Below are 17,127 nucleotides of genomic sequence, written 5' to 3' on the forward strand. Positions count from 1 at the left end.
GTCCGGGGCGGGATCCCGTACGGATCCCGGCTGCGGACCCGGCTGCGGATCTCAGCTCAGGCGCTCCAGCACCATCGCCATGCCCTGGCCGCCGCCCACGCACATCGTCTCCAGCGCGAACTGCTTGTCGTGGAACTGGAGCGAGTTGACGAGCGTGCCGGTGATGCGCGCGCCGGTCATGCCGAAGGGGTGACCCACGGCGATGGCCCCGCCGTTGACGTTGAGCCGGTCGATGTCGACGCCGAGGTCCCGGTAGGACGGGATCACCTGGGCCGCGAACGCCTCGTTGATCTCGACCAGGTCGATGTCGCCGATGGTCATCCCGGCCCGCTTCAGCGCCTGGCGGCTCGCCTCGACCGGGCCGTAGCCCATGATCTCCGGCGAGAGCGCCGAGACGCCGGTGGAGACGATCCGGGCGAGCGGGGTCAGGCCGAGCTCCCGGGCCTTGGTGTCCGACATGATCACGACCGCGGCGGCGCCGTCGTTGAGCGGGCAGCAGTTGCCCGCCGTGATCAGGCCGTCGGGACGGAACGCGGGCTTGAGGCCCTGGACGCCCTCCAGCGTCACGCCGGCGCGCGGGCCGTCGTCCTTGGCGACGACCGTCCCGTCCGGGGTGGTCACCGGGGTGATCTCGCGCTCCCAGAAGCCCTTGCGGATCGCTTCCTCGGCCAGGTTCTGCGAACGGACGCCGAACTCGTCCATCTCCTGGCGGGTGACGCCCTTCAGCCGGGCGAGGTTCTCCGCGGTCTGCCCCATCGCGATGTACGCGTCCGGGACCAGGCCGTCCTCGCGCGGGTCGTGCCAGCCCTCGCCGCCCTGCTCGGCGCGGGCGGCGGTACGGGCCTCCGCCTCGGCGAAGAGGGGGTTGTGGGTGCCGGGCTGGCCGTCCGAGGAACCGTTGACGGTCCGCGAGACCATCTCGACGCCGGCCGAGAGGAAGACGTCGCCCTCGCCGGCCTTGATCGCGTGGAAGGCCATGCGGGAGGTCTGGAGCGAGGAGGCGCAGTAGCGGGTGACCGTGGTGGCGGGCAGGTGGTCCATGCCCATCTGCACGGCGACGATCCGCGCCAGGTTGTGTCCCTGCTCGCCGCCGGGCATGCCGCAGCCGAGCGTCAGGTCGTCGATGTCGCGCGGGTCCAGGGCGGGGACCTTGTCGAGCGCGGCCCGGATGATCGTGGCGGTGAGGTCGTCCGGGCGCAGATCCTTCAGCGAGCCCTTGAAGGCGCGGCCGATGGGGGAGCGGGCGGTAGAGACGATCACGGCTTCGGGCATCACGGCTCCAGTCGGCGCGGCGGCGGGGCTTCTTCGCTTGTTCGGCTCCGGTGAAGTTACCCGCACGTAAGGTTCAGGTCACGGGGGGCGGCCTGTGATGCGGGCCTCATGCGGTGCGGGGCCGGGGGCCCGGGGTTTTCAGTGTGCCTCTCCCCGCCCCGCCCTTTCACCGTTTCTTCCGGGGCTGCGCCCCTCGGCCCGGCAACGCGGCTTCGCCGCGTTGTCCTCAAACTCCCCGGAGGGGGCAACCCCTACCGGCCCACCCGGTGCCACGCCGAGCGCCGCTCCGGACCCTCGTCCCCGGAGCCGTTCGGGCCGTCCGGCCCGTCCGGCCCGTCCGGCCCGTCCGGCCCGTCCGGCCCGTCCGGTCCGTCCGGTCCCTCCGGCGCGGGCAGCTGCCGGCGCCGTCGGTACTTGAGCAGCGCCCACCGGCCCCGCGCCACGGACACCTCCGCGCCGCCCTCCGCCGCCGCCCGCGCCGCCGCGTGCGCCACCGGCAGGATGCCCTCGCGGCGCGCCGCGTCCGGCCGTTCCTCGTCCTTCGGCCACAGGCCGAGCGCCGCGCACAGCGTGGGCAGCACGGCCATCGCGGCCGTGGCGTACCCCTCCGCCGAGGGGTGGTAGTTGTCCGGACCGAACAGCTCCCGCGGGTTCGACGCGAACTCCGGGCCGAGCAGGTCGCCCAGCGACACCGTGCGGCCCCCCGCCTCCAGCACCCCTATCGTCTGCGCCGCCGCCAGCTGCCGGCTCAGCCGCCGGGCCAGCCACCGCAGCGGCTGGTAGACCGGCTCGATCGTGCCGAGGTCGGGGCAGGTGCCCACGACGACCTCGCACCCCGCGTCCCGCAGTCTGCGCACCGCCTCCGACAGCAGCCGCACGGACCGGGCGGCCGGCACCCGGTGGGTGACGTCATTGGCACCGATCATGATCACGCAGACGTCGGGGGTCCGCCCCGGACCTGACAGAAGCAGAGTGACCTGCCGTTCCAAGTCGTAGGACTGCGCCCCGGAGAGCGCCACGTTGCGCAGGTCGACCGGCCGTTCCGCCACCGCCGCCAGCCCCGTCGCCAGCAACGCCCCCGGCGTCTGCCGGGGCCGGTGCACCCCCTTGCCCGCGGCCGTGGAGTCGCCCAGCATGCCCAGGACCAGCGGCTCGCGGCCGGGCCCGTGCACGAACGAGGAGCCGTACCGCCCGTCCGCCTGCGGCGGCGTGTCGTGGTTGCCGCCGACGATCCTCCTGGCCAGTGCCACCTCGGTGAGCAGCAGCCCCAGCGCCGCGCCCCCGAGCAGACCGATCCCGCCGCCTCCGTACGCCGCCGCGGCGGCGATCCGCCGGGCGGCCCTCGCCCTCGACATGGACATAAGGCGGGTCTCCTCCCGCTCCACGAGCGCGGTGCACCCTGTGCCGCACCCTGTGCCCTAACCGTGCTGATACCTACGTGCCCCGAGCGGGGGCGGCCGCAACGCCCGGCGGCTTCCGCCGGACCGCCATTCGGCCGAATAGGCTGGTCGTACGGGCACGCGACGAACCGCTAGTGCCCCCGACCGCGGAGATCACCGTGCAGTATCACGATTCGATGATCGAGCTCATCGGCAACACGCCGCTGGTGAAGCTCAACAGCGTGACCGAAGGCATAAAGGCCACCGTGCTGGCCAAGGTCGAGTACTTCAACCCCGGCGGTTCGGTGAAGGACCGCATCGCCGTGCGGATGATCGAGGCAGCGGAGAAGTCCGGCGAACTCAAGCCGGGCGGAACGATCGTCGAGCCCACCTCCGGCAACACCGGTGTCGGCCTGGCGATGGTGGCCCAGCAGAAGGGCTACAAGTGCGTCTTCGTGTGCCCCGACAAGGTGTCCCAGGACAAGATCAACGTGCTGCGCGCCTACGGCGCCGAGGTCGTCGTCTGCCCGACCGCGGTCGACCCCGAGCACCCGGACTCCTACTACAACGTCTCCGACCGCCTCGTCCGCGAGATCCCGAACGCCTGGAAGCCGGACCAGTACAGCAACCAGAACAACCCGCTGTCGCACTACTACTCCACCGGTCCGGAGGTCTGGGAGCAGACGGAGGGGAAGATCACCCACTTCGTCGCGGGTGTGGGCACCGGCGGCACCATCAGCGGCACCGGCCGCTACCTCAAGGAGGTCAGCGACGGCCGCGTCAAGGTCGTCGGCTCGGACCCGGAGGGCTCCGTCTACAGCGGCGGCTCCGGCCGTCCGTACCTGATCGAGGGCGTCGGTGAGGACTTCTGGCCGACCGCCTACGACGGCACGGTCACCGACGAGATCATCGCGGTCTCCGACAAGGACGCCTTCCAGATGACCCGCCGCCTCGCCCGCGAGGAGGGCCTGCTCGTCGGCGGCTCCTGCGGCATGGCGGTCGTCAGCGCGCTGCGCCTGGCCGAGCGGCTGACCGAGGACGACGTGGTCGTCGTCCTGCTCCCGGACAGCGGCCGCGGCTACCTGAGCAAGATCTTCAACGATGAGTGGATGGCGGACTACGGCTTCCTGGAGGAGGCCGGCGACGACGCCCGCGTCGGCGACGTGCTGCGCCGCAAGGACGGCGAGCTGCCCTCCCTGGTGCACATGCACCCCGAGGAGACGGTCGGCGAGGCCATCGAGGTGCTGCGCGAGTACGGCGTCTCCCAGATGCCGATCGTCAAGCCGGGCGCCGGGCACCCGGACGTGATGGCCGCCGAGGTCATCGGCTCCGTCGTCGAACGCGAGCTGCTGGACGCGCTGTTCACCAAGCGGGCCTCGCTCTCCGACCCGCTGGAGAAGCACATGTGCGCCCCGCTGCCGCAGGTCGGCTCGGGCGAGCCGGTCGCCGACCTGATGGCCGTGCTCGGCGAGGCGGACGCCGCGATCGTCCTGGTCGAGGGCAAGCCGACCGGCGTGGTGAGCCGTCAGGACCTGCTGGCCTTCCTGGCGGAGGGCAACGGCGCGAAGTAGCGCGGGGCTCCGTGCCGTTGCCGCTCCCGTAAAAGGTACGTATGCGTCACGTGATGGCAGCACGGACTTAACACGGAGCCCGCATAGTGAAGGGGTGCCGCGCGGACGGAGAGCGTCCGGTGCGGCGCCTCGGTGCGACGGCAGGAACTCCGGAGCGGCTCCCGGACTCCACGGCCGTCCGGGCGCGGGTTGGCTGCGCGTCCGTCCGTGGGGGTCGCCGCCGTCCCGACCCCGGCCGATGGGCCGGGGTGCGGCGGCCCCTGCGCAGGGGGTTTCTCCCCGCCCCGCCCTTTCACCCTTTCTCGCCGCGCTCCGCGCGGGGAACGCGGCTGCGCCGCGTTCGTCCTCAAACTCCCCGGAGGGGGCAACCCCCAGACGGGCTGAATTCGTCCCTGGGCGCCCGCAGCGCGCTGCTGCGGAAACGGCGAAAGGGCGGGGCGGGGAGAAAAACCCTTACCCCCGCTCCTCCCGCTGCCAGGGGAACCCCCGCGTCACCTGCGCCACGTTCACGGCGACGATCCCCGCCCAGGCCACCACCAGCCCGAACATCCCCGCCTGCGCCACCGCTATCGCGGTCAGCGGTATCGCCAGCACCAGCGACACGATCGCGAACCCGAACCGTTCGCCGAACGACCCGAACTCGCCGGAGCGTCCGGCGGCCGGGCCGCCCCGCGCCGTCGACATCTGCTGCTCCGCGGCCAGTCGCCGCATCCGCTGTTCCACGGCGGCGTCGACTTTCCGCTCCACCTTCTCCAGGAAGGCGTCGACGAGTTCCGCCTCGTACTCCGACCCCAGCTCCTTACGGGTCTGCAGGGTCGCGTCGAGTTCCTTCTGGAGGTCTCGGTCATGGCCGGTCATGGTCGTAACGGTACGGTCGCTGCGGACCCCGCGTCAGTGGGGCCAGCACCCGTATCCGCAGTGGGGCCGCCCCTCCGCGGCCCCATGGAAGGAGCCGTCCGTGACCGAACCGCAACCGCTGCTGCCGTTCGACGGGACCGACCGGCCGGACGCCCTGTCCGTCGCGGGCCGCGTCCTCTCCCGGGAGGACCTGCTCGGCGCCGCCGGCGCCGTCGCGGCCCGGATCGCCGGGGCGTCCTCCGTCGCCGTACGGGCCACGGCGACGGCCGAGACGGTCGCCGCCGTGGTCGGCGGCCTGCTCGCCGGTGTGCCCGTGGTGCCGCTGCCGCCGGACGCGGGGCCGCTGGAACGGGACCACATCATCCGGGACTCCGGCGCCGAGCTCGTCCTCGGCGCCGCGGGGGACGACGGCGTCGGCCTGCCCGTGGACCCGGCGGAGCGCGCCGCCTGGTCCGGTCCCGAACCGGAGCCGGGGACAACGGCGTTCGTCCTCTACACCTCCGGCACGACCGGCGCGCCCAAGGGCGTGCTGATACCACGCGGCGCCGTCGCGGCCGGCCTCGACGGGCTCGCCGACGCCTGGCAGTGGACGGCGGAGGACACACTCGTCCACGGGCTGCCGCTGTTCCACGTGCACGGCCTGGTCCTCGGCGTGCTGGGCGCGCTGCGCACCGGCTGCCGGCTGGTGCACACCGGGCGGCCCACCCCCGAGGCGTACGCCGCGGCGGGCGGCAGCCTGTACTTCGGTGTACCGACCGTGTGGTCCCGCGTCGTCCGCGACCCCGCCTCCGCGCGGCGGCTGAGCGGCGCCCGGCTCCTGGTGTCCGGGAGCGCCGCGCTGCCCGCCCCCGTCTTCCGTGACCTGGAGGCGCTCACCGGGCAGCGGCCCGTCGAGCGGTACGGCATGACCGAGACGCTGATCACGGTCGCCGCCCGCGCCGACGGCGAGCGCCGGCCGGGCTGCGTCGGCGTGCCGCTGCCGGGGACGCGGACGCGCCTGGCCGCCGTGGAAGGGGGCGGCGGCATCGGGGAGTTGGAGGTGTCGGGGCCGACCCTCTTCTCGGGCTACCTGGGCCGGCCGGAGGCCACGGCCGCGGTGCGCACCGACGACGGCTGGTTCCGCACCGGCGACATCGCCGCCATCGAGGACGACGGGACGCACCGCATCGTCGGCCGCGCCTCCACCGACCTCATCAAGTCCGGCGGCTACCGCATCGGGGCGGGCGAGGTGGAGAACGCGCTGCTCGACCACCCGGCCGTCGCCGAGGCCGCCGTCGTGGGCGTGCCGCACGACGACCTCGGGCAGGAGATCGTCGCCTACGTGGTGGCGGACGGGGTCGGCGAGCAGGCGCTGATCGACTTCGTCGCCGAGCGGCTGTCCGTCCACAAGCGGCCCCGCCGGGTGCGCTTCCTGGAGGCGTTGCCGCGCAACGCGATGGGCAAGCCGCAGAAGAAGCTGCTGCCTCCGGTGTGAGCCCCGGCCGGGGTGGCTGCATAATTTCATGCAGGGCCGGGAGTCGATGAATGGAGGGCCGATGACGGAGACCGGCGGGACCGGTGCGGCGCCGGAGGCCACCGCGCGGCTGCAGAAACTCTTCGAGGGGCACCGGCTGACGCCCACCCAGCGGCGCATCGCCCACTGCATGGTGCGCCGCGCCGCCGACGCGCCCTTCCTCTCCAGCGTGGAGCTGGCGGAGCTCGCCGGGGTCAGCCAGCCGTCGGTGACCCGCTTCGCGGTCGCCCTCGGCTTCGACGGCTACCCGGCGCTGCGCCGCCACCTGCGCGAGGCGGTGCCGGGCGGGCCGGCGGCCGAGGCCGGCGCGTACAACGAGTACCAGCAGGCCGTCCACGCCGAGATCGACAACCTGCGGCACCTCGCGTCGCTGCTCGCCGACCCCGCGCCCGTCGTGCGGGCCGGGCGGCTGCTCGCCGCGTCCCGCCCGCTGCCGGTGCTCGGCCTGCGCGCCGCGACCGCCCAGGCGGGCGGCTTCGCCTACTTCGCCCGCAAGGTCCATCCGGACGTGCGGCTCCTGGACGAGGGCGGGTCGCTGCTCGTCGACCGCGTCGACGGGGCGGTACGGGCCGGCGCGAGCGCGCTGCTGTGCTTCGCGCTGCCGCGGCATCCGCGGGAGGTGGTGGAGGCGCTGGAGTACGCGCAGGGGGCGGGGCTGACCGTCGTCACGGTCGCCGACTCCACGTTCGCGCCCGTGGCACGCCACAGCGACCTGCTGCTGCCCGCCGCCGTCGGCACGGGCCTGGCCTTCGACACGGCGTGTGCGCCGATGCTGCTGGGGCGGGTGCTGCTGGAGGCGATGTGCGACGCGTTGCCGGACGCGCAGGCGCGGCTGGAGGAGTTCGACGCGCGGGCGGCGGCGCGGGGGTTGTTCGTGGAGTGAGGGTGCCCTCGGCCCGCCCTGAACCGTTTTCACAGGGGCTGCGCCTCTGTGCCACCCCGCGGCGCGCCGGGCCCGCGCTCCGCGCGGTGGGCGGGGCTCCGCCCCTGCGCCCCGCCGGGGGCTCCGCCCCCTGGACCCCTTTTCGGGGCTGCGCCCCTGACCCCCGAAGCGCCCTCCGGGCGCTGTCCTCAAACTCCCCGGAGAGGGCATTCAGCCCGTCCGGCGTTTGAGGACGAACGCGGCGCAGCCGCGTTGCCCCCGCGCGCAGCGCGCTGCTGCGGAAACGGTGAAAGGGCGGGGCGGGGAGAAAAAAACCCGCTACCCGCACCGCACCGCAGTCGTCGCCCCCGCCGTCGCCCCCGCCTCCGGCGCCCCGCCGAACACGCTCAGCAGACCCGTCAGCCCCAACGCCACCACCGCGACCACGGCCCGCCGCCGCAACGCCCGCCTGTCCACCGGCATTTCCGCTCCTCCCGCCCGACCTGACGGCCCGAAAGGTAGCGCGTCACGGGCGGCGCCCGCGTCGTACGGGGGAGCCAAGCCCGGCCTCATACCGGGGTATCACCCGCAGCGTTCTCAGACCCTCCTCAGAATCGCCCGCTAACCTGCGCCTGGAATCCACCGGTGTGAGGAGGTTCGGCATGGGACGCGGGGGTTACGCGGTGGCGCGGGTTGCGGTGATCGTACGGGCTCCGGCCTGCTGGCTGTGGTGGCCCGGGGTCCTGGCGGCAGGGATCGGGGCGGCGGTCCCGGGGCTGACGGGCCGCCGGATCGGCGTCCTCGCCGGGGCCGTGCTGTTCCTGGCCGCGGCGGCCGTCGCGTTCACCGCCCGGCGCCGCCGCTACGCGGAACTGGCCCGCGGCGCGTCCCGCGCCGGCAAGTCCGTCCTCCTCCAGGACCGCGCCGTGACCGCGCGCGCCTGGCGGCGCGGCCGCCGCCGGTGGCTCGCGCTCGCCTTCCCCGCGGCCGTCGCCTCCTCGCTCGTCCTGCCGGCCGCCGGCGGCATGGCGCTCGCCGGGCTGGGCGCCGGCCTGTGGGCCAAGGCCCGCTGGCTGGGCGGCCTGGAGCGGCGGACCGGCGGCCTGCTGTGGGTGCGCACCGAGTGGGCCGGGGGCAGCCCCGCGGCCAAGGGCGTGCGCGGCTATCTGACCACCGGGCTCGCGGCGGGCGACGCCGCCCCGGGCGGTGCCCGCCGCACGGCGACGGCGGTCAGCGCAGCGCGCTGAGCCCGTCCACGTGCGCGCCGCCGCTCTCGGCGACGAGCTCGTCGAGGGTCTGCGGGCCGCGCACGGGGGCGAAGCGCACCCGCCGGGCCGTCTCCAGCCAGCCGTGGATCCCGGGCCGGGGCAGCGCGTTGTAGGCGAAGTGGTTGGAGACGTAGTACGCGCCCGTGTCCAGCAGTGCGACGTGGTCGCCCGTCGCCAGCGGCGGCAGTTCGCGGTCCACGGCGACGAGGTCGCCCGCGAAGCAGCACGGCCCCGCGACGTCCTGCGGCACCGGGCCGCCCGTCTTCGGCAGCCCGTGCGCGTCGTACGCGGCCACCCGCAACGGCCAGGCGCCGGGCGCGAAGACCGTGCGCGTGGCCACCTGCGCGCCCGCGTGGGTCACCGCGATCCGGCGGCCCCCGGCCGACTTGGCGTACTCGACGCGGGCCACCACCATGCCGTTCTTGGCCATCAGCGAGCGGCCGAACTCGGTGACCAGGCCGTAGCGCCCGTCGAAGAGGCCCGGCACGGTGGCGGCGAGGAGGCGGGCGTACTCCCGGTGGCCGGGGACGGTCTCGTCGGAGGCGAAGTTGACGGGCAGCCCGCCGCCGATGTCCAGGGTGTCGATCTGCCGCCGCCCGGCGACCTCGTTGATCTCCTCGGCCAGTTCGTAGACGATCCGCACGCCCTCGGCCATCAGCTCCAGCGGACAGCCCTGCGAGCCCACGTGGGCGTGCAGCCGGGTCAGCCACGGCCGCCGCACGTGCGCCTCCAGCAGCCAGGCGCGGGCCCCGGGGTCGCGCAGCGCCACCCCGAACTTCGAGGTCTCCGTGGCCGTGCTCATCGCGCCGATGGCACCGCCTCCGACCTGCGGGTTGACGCGCACGCCGAGCGCGGACGCGGCCGGGCCCGCGGGTCCGGCGGGCCCGACGAGCGCGTCCAGCCGGTCCAGCTCCGCGCGGCTGTCCACGTTCACGGCGACGCCCAGCGCCAGCGCCTCGCGCAGCTCGGCGACCGTCTTGGCGGGGGAGTCGAGCACGATCCGGTCGGCGGGGATCCCGGCCGCGCGCGCCAGGGCCAGCTCGCCGGGGCTGGCGACCTCGCAGCCCAGCCCCTCGTCGGCGAGCAGCCGCAGCACGGGGACGAGGGAGGCGGCCTTGACGGCGAAGGCGTGCAGCACGCCGCCGGAGCCGGGGCTTGCGGGGCTGCCGGGGCGTCCAGGGCTTGCGGCGTTCGCGGGGAGCACCTCCGCGAACGCCTCCCGCAGCGCGGCGGCGGACGCGCGGACGCCGGCCACGTCCAGCAGCCCGACGACCGGCTCCCGCTCGCTCACCAGGCCCTGTGCCACCGCCGCCCGCACGGCGGCGTCCCGCCGGGCGGCCCGGTCGTTCCCGAGGAGGCTCATGGGGTTACTTCACCACCGCGGGGGCGGGTATGCCATGGGTGCGCACCGGAGCGCCCCCACCTGTTGACTAGGGCTATTCAGCGCCGCAATATGTGCAGTGTTCTATTCAGTCAGTCCCAGGGAGGCAGGGCCCATGTCAGGACCGCGACCCGTGCGAGCGCCGCGAGGAACCGGGCTCAGTGCCCTGGGTTGGCAGCAGGAGGCCGCTCTGCGGATGCTCCAGAACAACCTCGACCCCGAGGTCGCCGAGCACCCCGACAAGCTCGTCGTCTACGGCGGCACGGGCAAGGCGGCCCGCGACTGGCGGTCCTTCGACGCGATGGTCCGCACCCTGCGGACGCTCAAGCAGGACGAGACCATGCTCGTCCAGTCCGGCCGGCCGGTCGGCGTCATGCAGACGCACGAGTGGGCGCCGCGCGTCCTGATCGCCAACTCCAATCTCGTCGGCGACTGGGCCAACTGGGAGGAGTTCCGCCGGCTGGAGGCCCTCGGGCTCACCATGTACGGCCAGATGACCGCCGGGTCGTGGATCTACATCGGCACCCAGGGCATCCTCCAGGGCACGTACGAGACGTTCGCCGCGGTCGCCGCGAAGAAGTTCGACGGGACCCTGGCCGGGACGATCACCCTGACCGCCGGGCTCGGCGGGATGGGCGGTGCCCAGCCGCTCGCCGTCACCATGAACGACGGCGTCGCGATCTGCATCGACTGCGACCCGCGCGCCATCGAGCGCCGCATCGAGCACCGCTACCTGGACGTGAAGGCCGACTCCCTCGACCACGCCCTCCAGCTGGCGGTCGAGGCGCGCGACGCCCGGCGCCCGCTGTCCGTCGGCGTCCTCGGCAACGCGGCCGAACTCCTCCCGCAGCTGCTGGCGATGAGCGCGCCGATCGACATCGTCACCGACCAGACGTCCGCCCACGACCCGCTGGCCTATCTGCCGGTCGGCGTCGACTTCGCCGACATGGCCTCGTACGCGGCCGAGAAGCCGGCCGACTTCACGCGCCGCGCGCGGGAGTCGATGGCCCGGCACGTGGAGGCCATGGTCGGCTTCCAGGACGCGGGTGCCGAGGTCTTCGACTACGGCAACTCCATCCGCGGCGAGGCCCAACTCGCGGGTTACGGGCGGGCCTTCGACTTCCCCGGCTTCGTCCCCGCCTACATCCGGCCGCTGTTCTGCGAGGGCAAGGGCCCCTTCCGCTGGGCCGCGCTGTCCGGCGACCCCAAGGACATCGCCGCCACCGACCGGGCCATCCTCGACCTCTTCCCCGAGAACGAGTCCCTCGCCCGCTGGATCAAGCTGGCCGGCGAGCGCGTCCACTTCCAGGGCCTGCCCGCCCGCATCTGCTGGCTCGGCTACGGCGAGCGGGACCGCGCCGGCGAGCGCTTCAACGACATGGTGGCGAGCGGCGAGCTGTCCGCGCCGGTCGTCATCGGCCGCGACCACCTCGACTGCGGCTCGGTGGCCTCGCCGTACCGCGAGACGGAGGCGATGCTCGACGGGTCCGACGCGATCGCGGACTGGCCGCTGCTGAACGCGATGGTCAACGTGGCGTCCGGGGCGTCGTGGGTGTCGATCCACCATGGTGGTGGCGTCGGCATGGGCCGCTCCATTCACGCGGGCCAGGTGACGGTCGCCGACGGGACGGCGCTGGCGGGCGAGAAGATCCGGCGGGTGCTGACGAACGATCCGGGTATGGGCGTGATCCGTCATGTGGACGCGGGTTACGACATCGCGGAGTCGGTCGCGGAGGACCGCGGGGTCCGCATTCCCATGCGGGAGGGTGACGGCGCGTGACGGATTCCTCGGATTCCTCGGCTTCCTCGGCACGGGCCGGCAATTCAGCCCGTCTGGGGGCACCCCCTCTGGGGGAGTTTGAGGACAACCGCGCGGAGCGCGGTTTCGGGGGGCCGGGGGCGCAGCCCCCGGTTTCGGGAAGGGGTGGGGCTGGGGAGGAGCCCGCCGCAGGTGCCACCGCCACTGGCCCCTCCTTCCACGAGATGTGGCGCGACCTCGCGCCCATCGGCCGCTCGGCCGAAAGCGGCGGCTACCGCCGCTTCGCCTGGACCGGCGCCGACGCCGACTGCCGGGACTGGTTCCGCGCCCAGGCCGAGACCCGCGGGCTCGCCTACGAGCTGGACCGCAACGGCAACCAATGGGCCTGGCTCGGCGACCCCTCCGCCGGCGACGCCGTCGTCACCGGATCCCACCTGGACTCCGTCCCGGACGGCGGCGCCTTCGACGGCCCTCTCGGTGTCGTCTCCTCCTTCGCCGCCCTCGACGAGCTCCGCGCCCGCGGCGCCCGCCCTTCCCGTCCCCTCGCCGTCGTCAACTTCGGCGACGAGGAGGGTGCCCGCTTCGGGCTCGCCTGCGTCGGCTCCCGGCTCACCGCCGGACAGCTCACCGTGGACAAGGCCCACGAACTCCGCGACGCCGAGGGCATCTCGCTGCCGCGGGCCATGGAGCGCGCCGGTCACGACCCGGAGGCCATCGGGCCCGACCCCGAACGCCTCGCCCGCATCGGCGCGTTCGTGGAACTGCACGTCGAGCAGGGGCGCGCCCTGGCCGAGACGCCGCACCCCGTCGGCGTCGCCTCCGCGATCTGGCCGCACGGACGCTGGCGGTTCGACTTCCACGGCGAGGCCAACCACGCGGGCACCACCCGCATCGAGGACCGCCGCGACCCGATGCTCACCTACGCCAACACCGTCCTGGCCGCCCGCAAGAAGGCCCGCCTTGCCGGCGCCCTCGCCACCTTCGGCAAGGTTGGCGTCGAGCCCAACGGCGTCAACGCCATCGCCTCGCTCGTGCGCGCCTGGCTGGACTCCCGCGCCGCCGACGAGGAGACCCTCGCCGAGGTCGTCGCCGAGATCGAGCGCGCCGCCGTCGACCGCGGCCGGCGGGACGGCGTCGAGGTGCGCGTCACCCGCGAGTCGTTCACCCCCGTCGTCGAGTTCGCCCACGACCTGCGCGACCGGATCGCCGGACTGCTCGGCGGCGTCCCCGTCCTGCCCACCGGGGCGGGACACGACGCCGGAATCCTCTCCGCGAGCGTCCCGACCGCCATGCTGTTCGTACGCAACCCCACCGGCGTCTCCCACTCGCCGGCCGAGACGGCCGCCGAGGACGACTGCCTCGCCGGTGTGACCGCACTCGCCGATGTACTGGAGGGCCTCGCGTGCCGGTGACCACGACCTTCTGGGCGGAGCACGCCTGGCTCGGCGACCGCGTCGAGCCAGGCGTGGCGCTCGACGTGGCGGACGGCCGGATCACGGCCGTCCGCACGGGAACCGCCACGCCCCCGCCGGGCGCGGAGACCCTGCGGGGCCTCACACTCCCGGGCCTGGCCAACGCCCATTCGCACGCCTTCCACCGCGCCCTGCGCGGCACCGTGCAGGCCGGCGAAGGGACGTTCTGGACCTGGCGCGACGTCATGTACGGCGTCGCCGACCGGCTCACCCCCGACAGCTACTTCGCGCTCGCCCGCGCCGCCTACGCCGAGATGGCCCTCGCCGGCATCACCTGCGTCGGCGAGTTCCACTACCTCCACCACGCCCCGGACGGCACGCCCTACGACGGGCCCAACGCCATGGGCGAGGCCCTGATGGCCGCCGCCGGCGAAGCCGGCATCCGCATCACCCTCCTCGACACCGCCTACCTCTCCTCCGGATTCGGCGAACCGCCCAACCGGCACCAGCGCCGCTTCTCCGACGGCACCGCCGACGCCTGGGCCGAGCGGGCCGCCGGACTCAAACCCTCGGACCACGCCCGCGTCGGCGCCGCCGTCCACTCCGTGCGCGCCGTCCCCGCCGCGCAGCTGGCGACCGTCGCCGCCTGGGCCGAGGAGCGCGAGGCCCCGCTGCACGTCCACCTCTCGGAGCAGACCGCCGAGAACGACGCCTGCGTCGAGGCGTACGGCTTCACGCCCACCGCGCTGCTCTCGGACCACGGCGTGCTGGGCCCGCGCACCACGGCCGTCCACGCCACCCACCTCACCCCGGGCGATATCCGGCTGCTGGGCCGCTCGGCCACCGGGGTGTGCATGTGCCCCACCACCGAGCGCGACCTCGCCGACGGCATCGGCCCCGCCCGCGCCCTCCAGGAGGCCGGCTCGCCGCTCTCCCTCGGCAGCGACAGCCACGCCGTCGTCGACCTCCTGGAGGAGGCCCGCGCCATGGAGCTGGACGAGCGGCTGCGCACCCACCGCCGGGGCCACTGGACCGCCGGCCAACTGCTGCGCGCCGCCACCGCCGACGGCCACGCCGCCCTCGGCTGGCACGAGGCCGGCCGCATCGAGCCGGGCGCGCTCGCGGACCTCACCACCGTGGCGCTGGACTCCGTCCGCACCGCGGGGCCGGGACCCGAACTGGGCGCCGAGACGGCCGTATTCGCGGCCACGGCAGCGGACGTACGGCACGTGGTGACCGGCGGCCGGCAGATCGTCCGCGACGGGCACCACCTGCTCGTACCGGACGTGCCCCGCGCGCTCGCCGAGTCGATCGCCGCCCTCCACAGCTGACGCCGTAGGAACAGAAGGACGACCACACCCCCATGACCACGACGGCCATCACCCACATCGGCAGTCTCGTCACCAACGACACCTCCCTCGGCACGGGTCCCCTCGGCCTGGTCCAGGACGCGACCGTCGTCATCGACGGCGACCGCGTCGTCTGGGTCGGCGGGACAAGCAAAGCACCCGCCACTGACAACGCCGTCGACGCCGGCGGCCGCGCGGCCCTGCCCGGCTTCGTCGACTCCCACTCCCACCTGGTCTTCGCCGGCGACCGCACCGCCGAGTTCAACGCCCGCATGTCGGGCCGGAGCTACAGCGCCGGCGGCATCCGCACGACCGTCGCCGCCACCCGCGCGGCGAGCGACGCGGAGCTGGAGGCGGGCCTCCGCCGCTACCTGGACGAGGCGCTGCGCCAGGGCACCACCACCCTGGAGACCAAGTCCGGCTACGGGCTGAGCACCCACGACGAGGCCCGCGCACTGCGCATCGCCGCCGCCCACACCGACGAGGTCACCTACCTCGGCGCCCACGTCGTGGCCCCCGAGTACGCGGACGACCCGGACGGCTACGTCGCCCTGGTCACCGGCGAGATGCTCGACGCCTGTGCGCCGCACGCCCGTTGGGTGGACGTCTTCTGCGAGAAGGGCGCCTTCGACGGCGACCAGTCCCGCGCGGTCCTCGAAGCGGGCCTCGCCAAGGGGCTCCAGGCGCGCGTCCACGCCAACCAGCTCGGTCACGGCCCCGGCGTCCGGCTCGCCGTGGAACTCGGCGCCGCCTCCGCCGACCACTGCACCCACCTGACCGACGCGGACGTCGACGCCCTCGCCCAGGGCGACACCGTCGCGACGCTGCTGCCCGGCGCGGAGTTCTCCACCCGCGCCCCGTGGCCCGACGCGCGCCGGCTGCTCGACGCGGGTGTCACCGTCGCGCTCTCCACGGACTGCAACCCGGGCTCGTCCTTCACCAGTTCCGTCCCGTTCTGCGTCGCCCTGGCCGTGCGGGACATGGGGATGACCCCCGACGAGGCCGTGTGGTCCGCCACGGCCGGCGGCGCGGCGGCCCTGCGCCGCACCGACGTCGGCCGGATCGCCCCCGGCGCCCGCGCCGACCTCGTCCTGCTCGACGCGCCCTCGCACGTCCACCTCGCCTACCGGCCGGGCGTCCCGCTGGTGTCGGCGGTCTGGAAGCGGGGCGTCCACGCGGTGTGACCACGCGGTGTGACCACGGACGCGCCGCAACTCCGTTGCGCCGGGGCCGCCGTGCGGCGAAGGTGATCCGATGAAGACGATCGGATTGCTGGGCGGCATGAGCTGGGAGTCCACCGCCGAGTACTACCGCCTGCTCAACCGGCTGACCCGCGAGCGGCTCGGCGGCCTCCACTCCGCCGAGTGCGTGCTGTACTCCGTGGACTTCGCGGAGATCGAGCGGCTCCAGACGGCCGGGCGCTGGCAGGAGGCGGGAGAGGTCCTCGCCGGTGCCGCGAAGGCGCTGGAGGCGGCGGGCGCGGAACTGCTCCTCATCTGCACCAACACCATGCACAAGGTCGCTGACCAGGTGGCCGCCGCGACCTCCGTCCCCCTGCTGCACCTCGCGGACGCGACCGCCGCGGCGGTGCGCTCGGCGGGCGTGCGCAGGGTCGCCCTGCTGGGCACCGCGTTCACGATGGAGCAGGACTTCTACAAGGACCGCCTCGCGGCCGGCGGCCTGGAGGTCCTCGTCCCGGACGAGGAGGGCCGGCGGACCGTCCACCGGGTCATCTACGAGGAGTTGTGCGCCGGCGTCGTCCGCGAGGAGTCGCGCGCCGCGTACCGGGAGATCATCCGCGGCCTCGTCGCCGCCGGCGCGGAGGGCGTCGTGCTGGGCTGCACGGAGATCGAGCTCCTGGTGGGCGCCGAGGACAGCCCGGTGCCGGTCTTTCCCACGGCGCGGTTGCACGCCGAGGCGGCGGTGGAGCTGGCGCTGCGCGGCTGAGGCGGTGCCTCGGGGCGGCGGCCCGTGCTGTGGCGGGCGACGGTGCTCCGCGCGGTGGTCCTTCGGGTGCCGGACGGGTTGGGGTTGCCCCGGCCCCGCCCTTTCACCGTTTCCCGGGGAGACCCCGGACCCCCGACCGCCCTTCGGGCGGTGGCCGGGGCTCCGCCCCGCACCCCGGCCGGGGCTCCGCCCCCTGCACCCCTGGGCCGGGACGGGCCCAGGCAAGCCTGCGCCCGTGGCGCCCCCTCCGGGCCCGCGCCCGGCGGTGCCTCCTCGGGCCCGCGCCTACGGTGCCTCCTCGGGCCTGCGGTCGCGGTGACCCCTCGGGCCCGCGCTTGCGGTGCCTCCTCGGGCCTGCGGTCGCGGTGACCCCTCGGGCCCGCGCCTGCGATGCCTCCTCGGGCCCGCGCCCAGCGGCGCCTCCTCCGGCCCGCGTCCCGCGGCGACCCCTCCGGCCCGTGCCCGTGGCGCGCCTCTCGGGTCCCCGCCCCGCCCCCGCCGCAACAGCGTGCAGCGCCTCGCGGCGGGGGCTCGCGAGGCGCTGCACGCTGTTGCG

General features: G+C 74.6%; 14 protein-coding genes. 9 read left to right on the forward strand and 5 right to left on the reverse strand.

Going from position 1 to position 17,127, the window contains the following annotated elements:
- Positions 1-51: 51 nt before the first annotated feature.
- The gene (locus I5Q34_RS14385) at positions 52-1,272 is read right to left on the reverse strand and encodes an acetyl-CoA C-acetyltransferase (RefSeq protein WP_199892565.1); all 1,221 of its coding nucleotides are present in this window, start codon (positions 1,270-1,272) and stop codon (positions 52-54) included.
- 251 nt (positions 1,273-1,523) lie between these two features.
- On the reverse strand, positions 1,524-2,633 hold the full coding sequence (locus I5Q34_RS14390) for an SGNH/GDSL hydrolase family protein (RefSeq protein ID WP_199892566.1): 1,110 nt from the start codon (positions 2,631-2,633) through the stop codon (positions 1,524-1,526).
- 197 nt (positions 2,634-2,830) lie between these two features.
- Between I5Q34_RS14390 and I5Q34_RS14395 the strand changes: the two genes are divergently transcribed.
- Entirely contained in the window at positions 2,831-4,222 is a 1,392-nt protein-coding gene (locus I5Q34_RS14395) for a cystathionine beta-synthase (protein ID WP_199892567.1), read from the forward strand.
- A 453-nt stretch (positions 4,223-4,675) separates the two neighbouring features.
- Here the strand turns inward: I5Q34_RS14395 and I5Q34_RS14400 are convergent, their stop codons facing one another.
- A complete protein-coding gene (locus I5Q34_RS14400) occupies positions 4,676-5,080 on the reverse strand; it encodes a hypothetical protein (RefSeq protein WP_199892568.1) in 405 nt (134 codons plus the stop codon).
- A 100-nt stretch (positions 5,081-5,180) separates the two neighbouring features.
- Here I5Q34_RS14400 and I5Q34_RS14405 point away from each other — a divergent pair, with 100 nt between their 5' ends.
- Together I5Q34_RS14405 and I5Q34_RS14410 are read left to right on the forward strand one after the other, a co-directional pair.
- Positions 5,181-6,554, forward strand: a complete 1,374-nt coding sequence (locus I5Q34_RS14405) for an AMP-binding protein (protein ID WP_277965269.1) — start codon at positions 5,181-5,183, stop codon at positions 6,552-6,554.
- A gap of 61 nt (positions 6,555-6,615) precedes the next feature.
- Positions 6,616-7,476, forward strand: a complete 861-nt coding sequence (locus I5Q34_RS14410) for a MurR/RpiR family transcriptional regulator (protein WP_199892570.1) — start codon at positions 6,616-6,618, stop codon at positions 7,474-7,476.
- Between the two features lie 318 nt (positions 7,477-7,794).
- On the opposite strand, the gene I5Q34_RS14415 is transcribed toward I5Q34_RS14410, so the two are convergent.
- Positions 7,795-7,938 carry a hypothetical protein gene (locus I5Q34_RS14415; RefSeq protein WP_199892571.1) on the reverse strand — a complete coding sequence of 48 codons (144 nt, stop codon included), beginning with the start codon at positions 7,936-7,938 and terminating at the stop codon, positions 7,795-7,797.
- Positions 7,939-8,117: 179 nt separating this feature from the next.
- Here I5Q34_RS14415 and I5Q34_RS14420 point away from each other — a divergent pair, with 179 nt between their 5' ends.
- Positions 8,118-8,702, forward strand: coding sequence for a hypothetical protein (locus I5Q34_RS14420; RefSeq protein WP_199892572.1), 585 nt, complete (start codon positions 8,118-8,120; stop codon positions 8,700-8,702).
- On the opposite strand, the gene I5Q34_RS14425 is transcribed toward I5Q34_RS14420, so the two are convergent.
- Positions 8,686-10,086 (reverse strand): diaminopimelate decarboxylase, encoded by a 1,401-nt coding sequence (locus I5Q34_RS14425; RefSeq protein WP_199892573.1) that lies wholly within the window; start codon positions 10,084-10,086, stop codon positions 8,686-8,688. The genes I5Q34_RS14420 and I5Q34_RS14425 overlap by 17 nt on opposite strands.
- A gap of 133 nt (positions 10,087-10,219) precedes the next feature.
- On the opposite strand from I5Q34_RS14425, the gene hutU reads away from it, so the two are divergent.
- The 5 genes from hutU (at position 10,220) to I5Q34_RS14450 (ending at position 16,571) form a co-directional block, all read left to right on the forward strand.
- The gene (hutU, locus tag I5Q34_RS14430) at positions 10,220-11,884 is read left to right on the forward strand and encodes a urocanate hydratase (RefSeq protein ID WP_199892574.1); all 1,665 of its coding nucleotides are present in this window, start codon (positions 10,220-10,222) and stop codon (positions 11,882-11,884) included.
- 203 nt (positions 11,885-12,087) lie between these two features.
- Positions 12,088-13,275 carry an allantoate amidohydrolase gene (locus tag I5Q34_RS14435; RefSeq protein WP_199892575.1) on the forward strand — a complete coding sequence of 396 codons (1,188 nt, stop codon included), beginning with the start codon at positions 12,088-12,090 and terminating at the stop codon, positions 13,273-13,275.
- The gene (locus I5Q34_RS14440) at positions 13,266-14,606 is read left to right on the forward strand and encodes a formimidoylglutamate deiminase (protein ID WP_199892576.1); all 1,341 of its coding nucleotides are present in this window, start codon (positions 13,266-13,268) and stop codon (positions 14,604-14,606) included. The genes I5Q34_RS14435 and I5Q34_RS14440 overlap by 10 nt, the downstream gene beginning before the upstream one ends.
- 32 nt (positions 14,607-14,638) lie before the next feature.
- On the forward strand, positions 14,639-15,808 hold the full coding sequence (gene hutI / locus I5Q34_RS14445; protein WP_199892577.1) for an imidazolonepropionase: 1,170 nt from the start codon (positions 14,639-14,641) through the stop codon (positions 15,806-15,808).
- Between the two features lie 70 nt (positions 15,809-15,878).
- Entirely contained in the window at positions 15,879-16,571 is a 693-nt protein-coding gene (locus I5Q34_RS14450) for an aspartate/glutamate racemase family protein (RefSeq protein ID WP_199892578.1), read from the forward strand.
- Positions 16,572-17,127: the final 556 nt, after the last annotated feature.

Origin of the sequence: Streptomyces sp. AV19 (assembly GCF_015999245.1) — a bacterium.
In the GTDB taxonomy this organism is placed as follows: domain Bacteria; phylum Actinomycetota; class Actinomycetes; order Streptomycetales; family Streptomycetaceae; genus Streptomyces.

What these genes read in the sequence shown, in the direction of transcription:
- I5Q34_RS14450 (WP_199892578.1), top strand. Translation starts at nt 15,879, where the DNA reads ATGAAGACGATCGGATTGCTGGGCGGCATGAGCTGGGAGTCCACCGCC.
- I5Q34_RS14425 (WP_199892573.1), bottom strand. Translation starts at nt 10,086, where the DNA reads ATGAGCCTCCTCGGGAACGACCGGGCCGCCCGGCGGGACGCCGCCGTG.
- I5Q34_RS14415 (WP_199892571.1), bottom strand. Translation starts at nt 7,938, where the DNA reads ATGCCGGTGGACAGGCGGGCGTTGCGGCGGCGGGCCGTGGTCGCGGTG.
- I5Q34_RS14390 (WP_199892566.1), bottom strand. Translation starts at nt 2,633, where the DNA reads ATGTCCATGTCGAGGGCGAGGGCCGCCCGGCGGATCGCCGCCGCGGCG.
- I5Q34_RS14385 (WP_199892565.1), bottom strand. Translation starts at nt 1,272, where the DNA reads ATGCCCGAAGCCGTGATCGTCTCTACCGCCCGCTCCCCCATCGGCCGC.
- I5Q34_RS14420 (WP_199892572.1), top strand. Translation starts at nt 8,118, where the DNA reads ATGGGACGCGGGGGTTACGCGGTGGCGCGGGTTGCGGTGATCGTACGG.
- hutI (WP_199892577.1), top strand. Translation starts at nt 14,639, where the DNA reads ATGACCACGACGGCCATCACCCACATCGGCAGTCTCGTCACCAACGAC.
- I5Q34_RS14400 (WP_199892568.1), bottom strand. Translation starts at nt 5,080, where the DNA reads ATGACCGGCCATGACCGAGACCTCCAGAAGGAACTCGACGCGACCCTG.
- hutU (WP_199892574.1), top strand. Translation starts at nt 10,220, where the DNA reads ATGTCAGGACCGCGACCCGTGCGAGCGCCGCGAGGAACCGGGCTCAGT.
- I5Q34_RS14435 (WP_199892575.1), top strand. Translation starts at nt 12,088, where the DNA reads ATGTGGCGCGACCTCGCGCCCATCGGCCGCTCGGCCGAAAGCGGCGGC.
- I5Q34_RS14410 (WP_199892570.1), top strand. Translation starts at nt 6,616, where the DNA reads ATGACGGAGACCGGCGGGACCGGTGCGGCGCCGGAGGCCACCGCGCGG.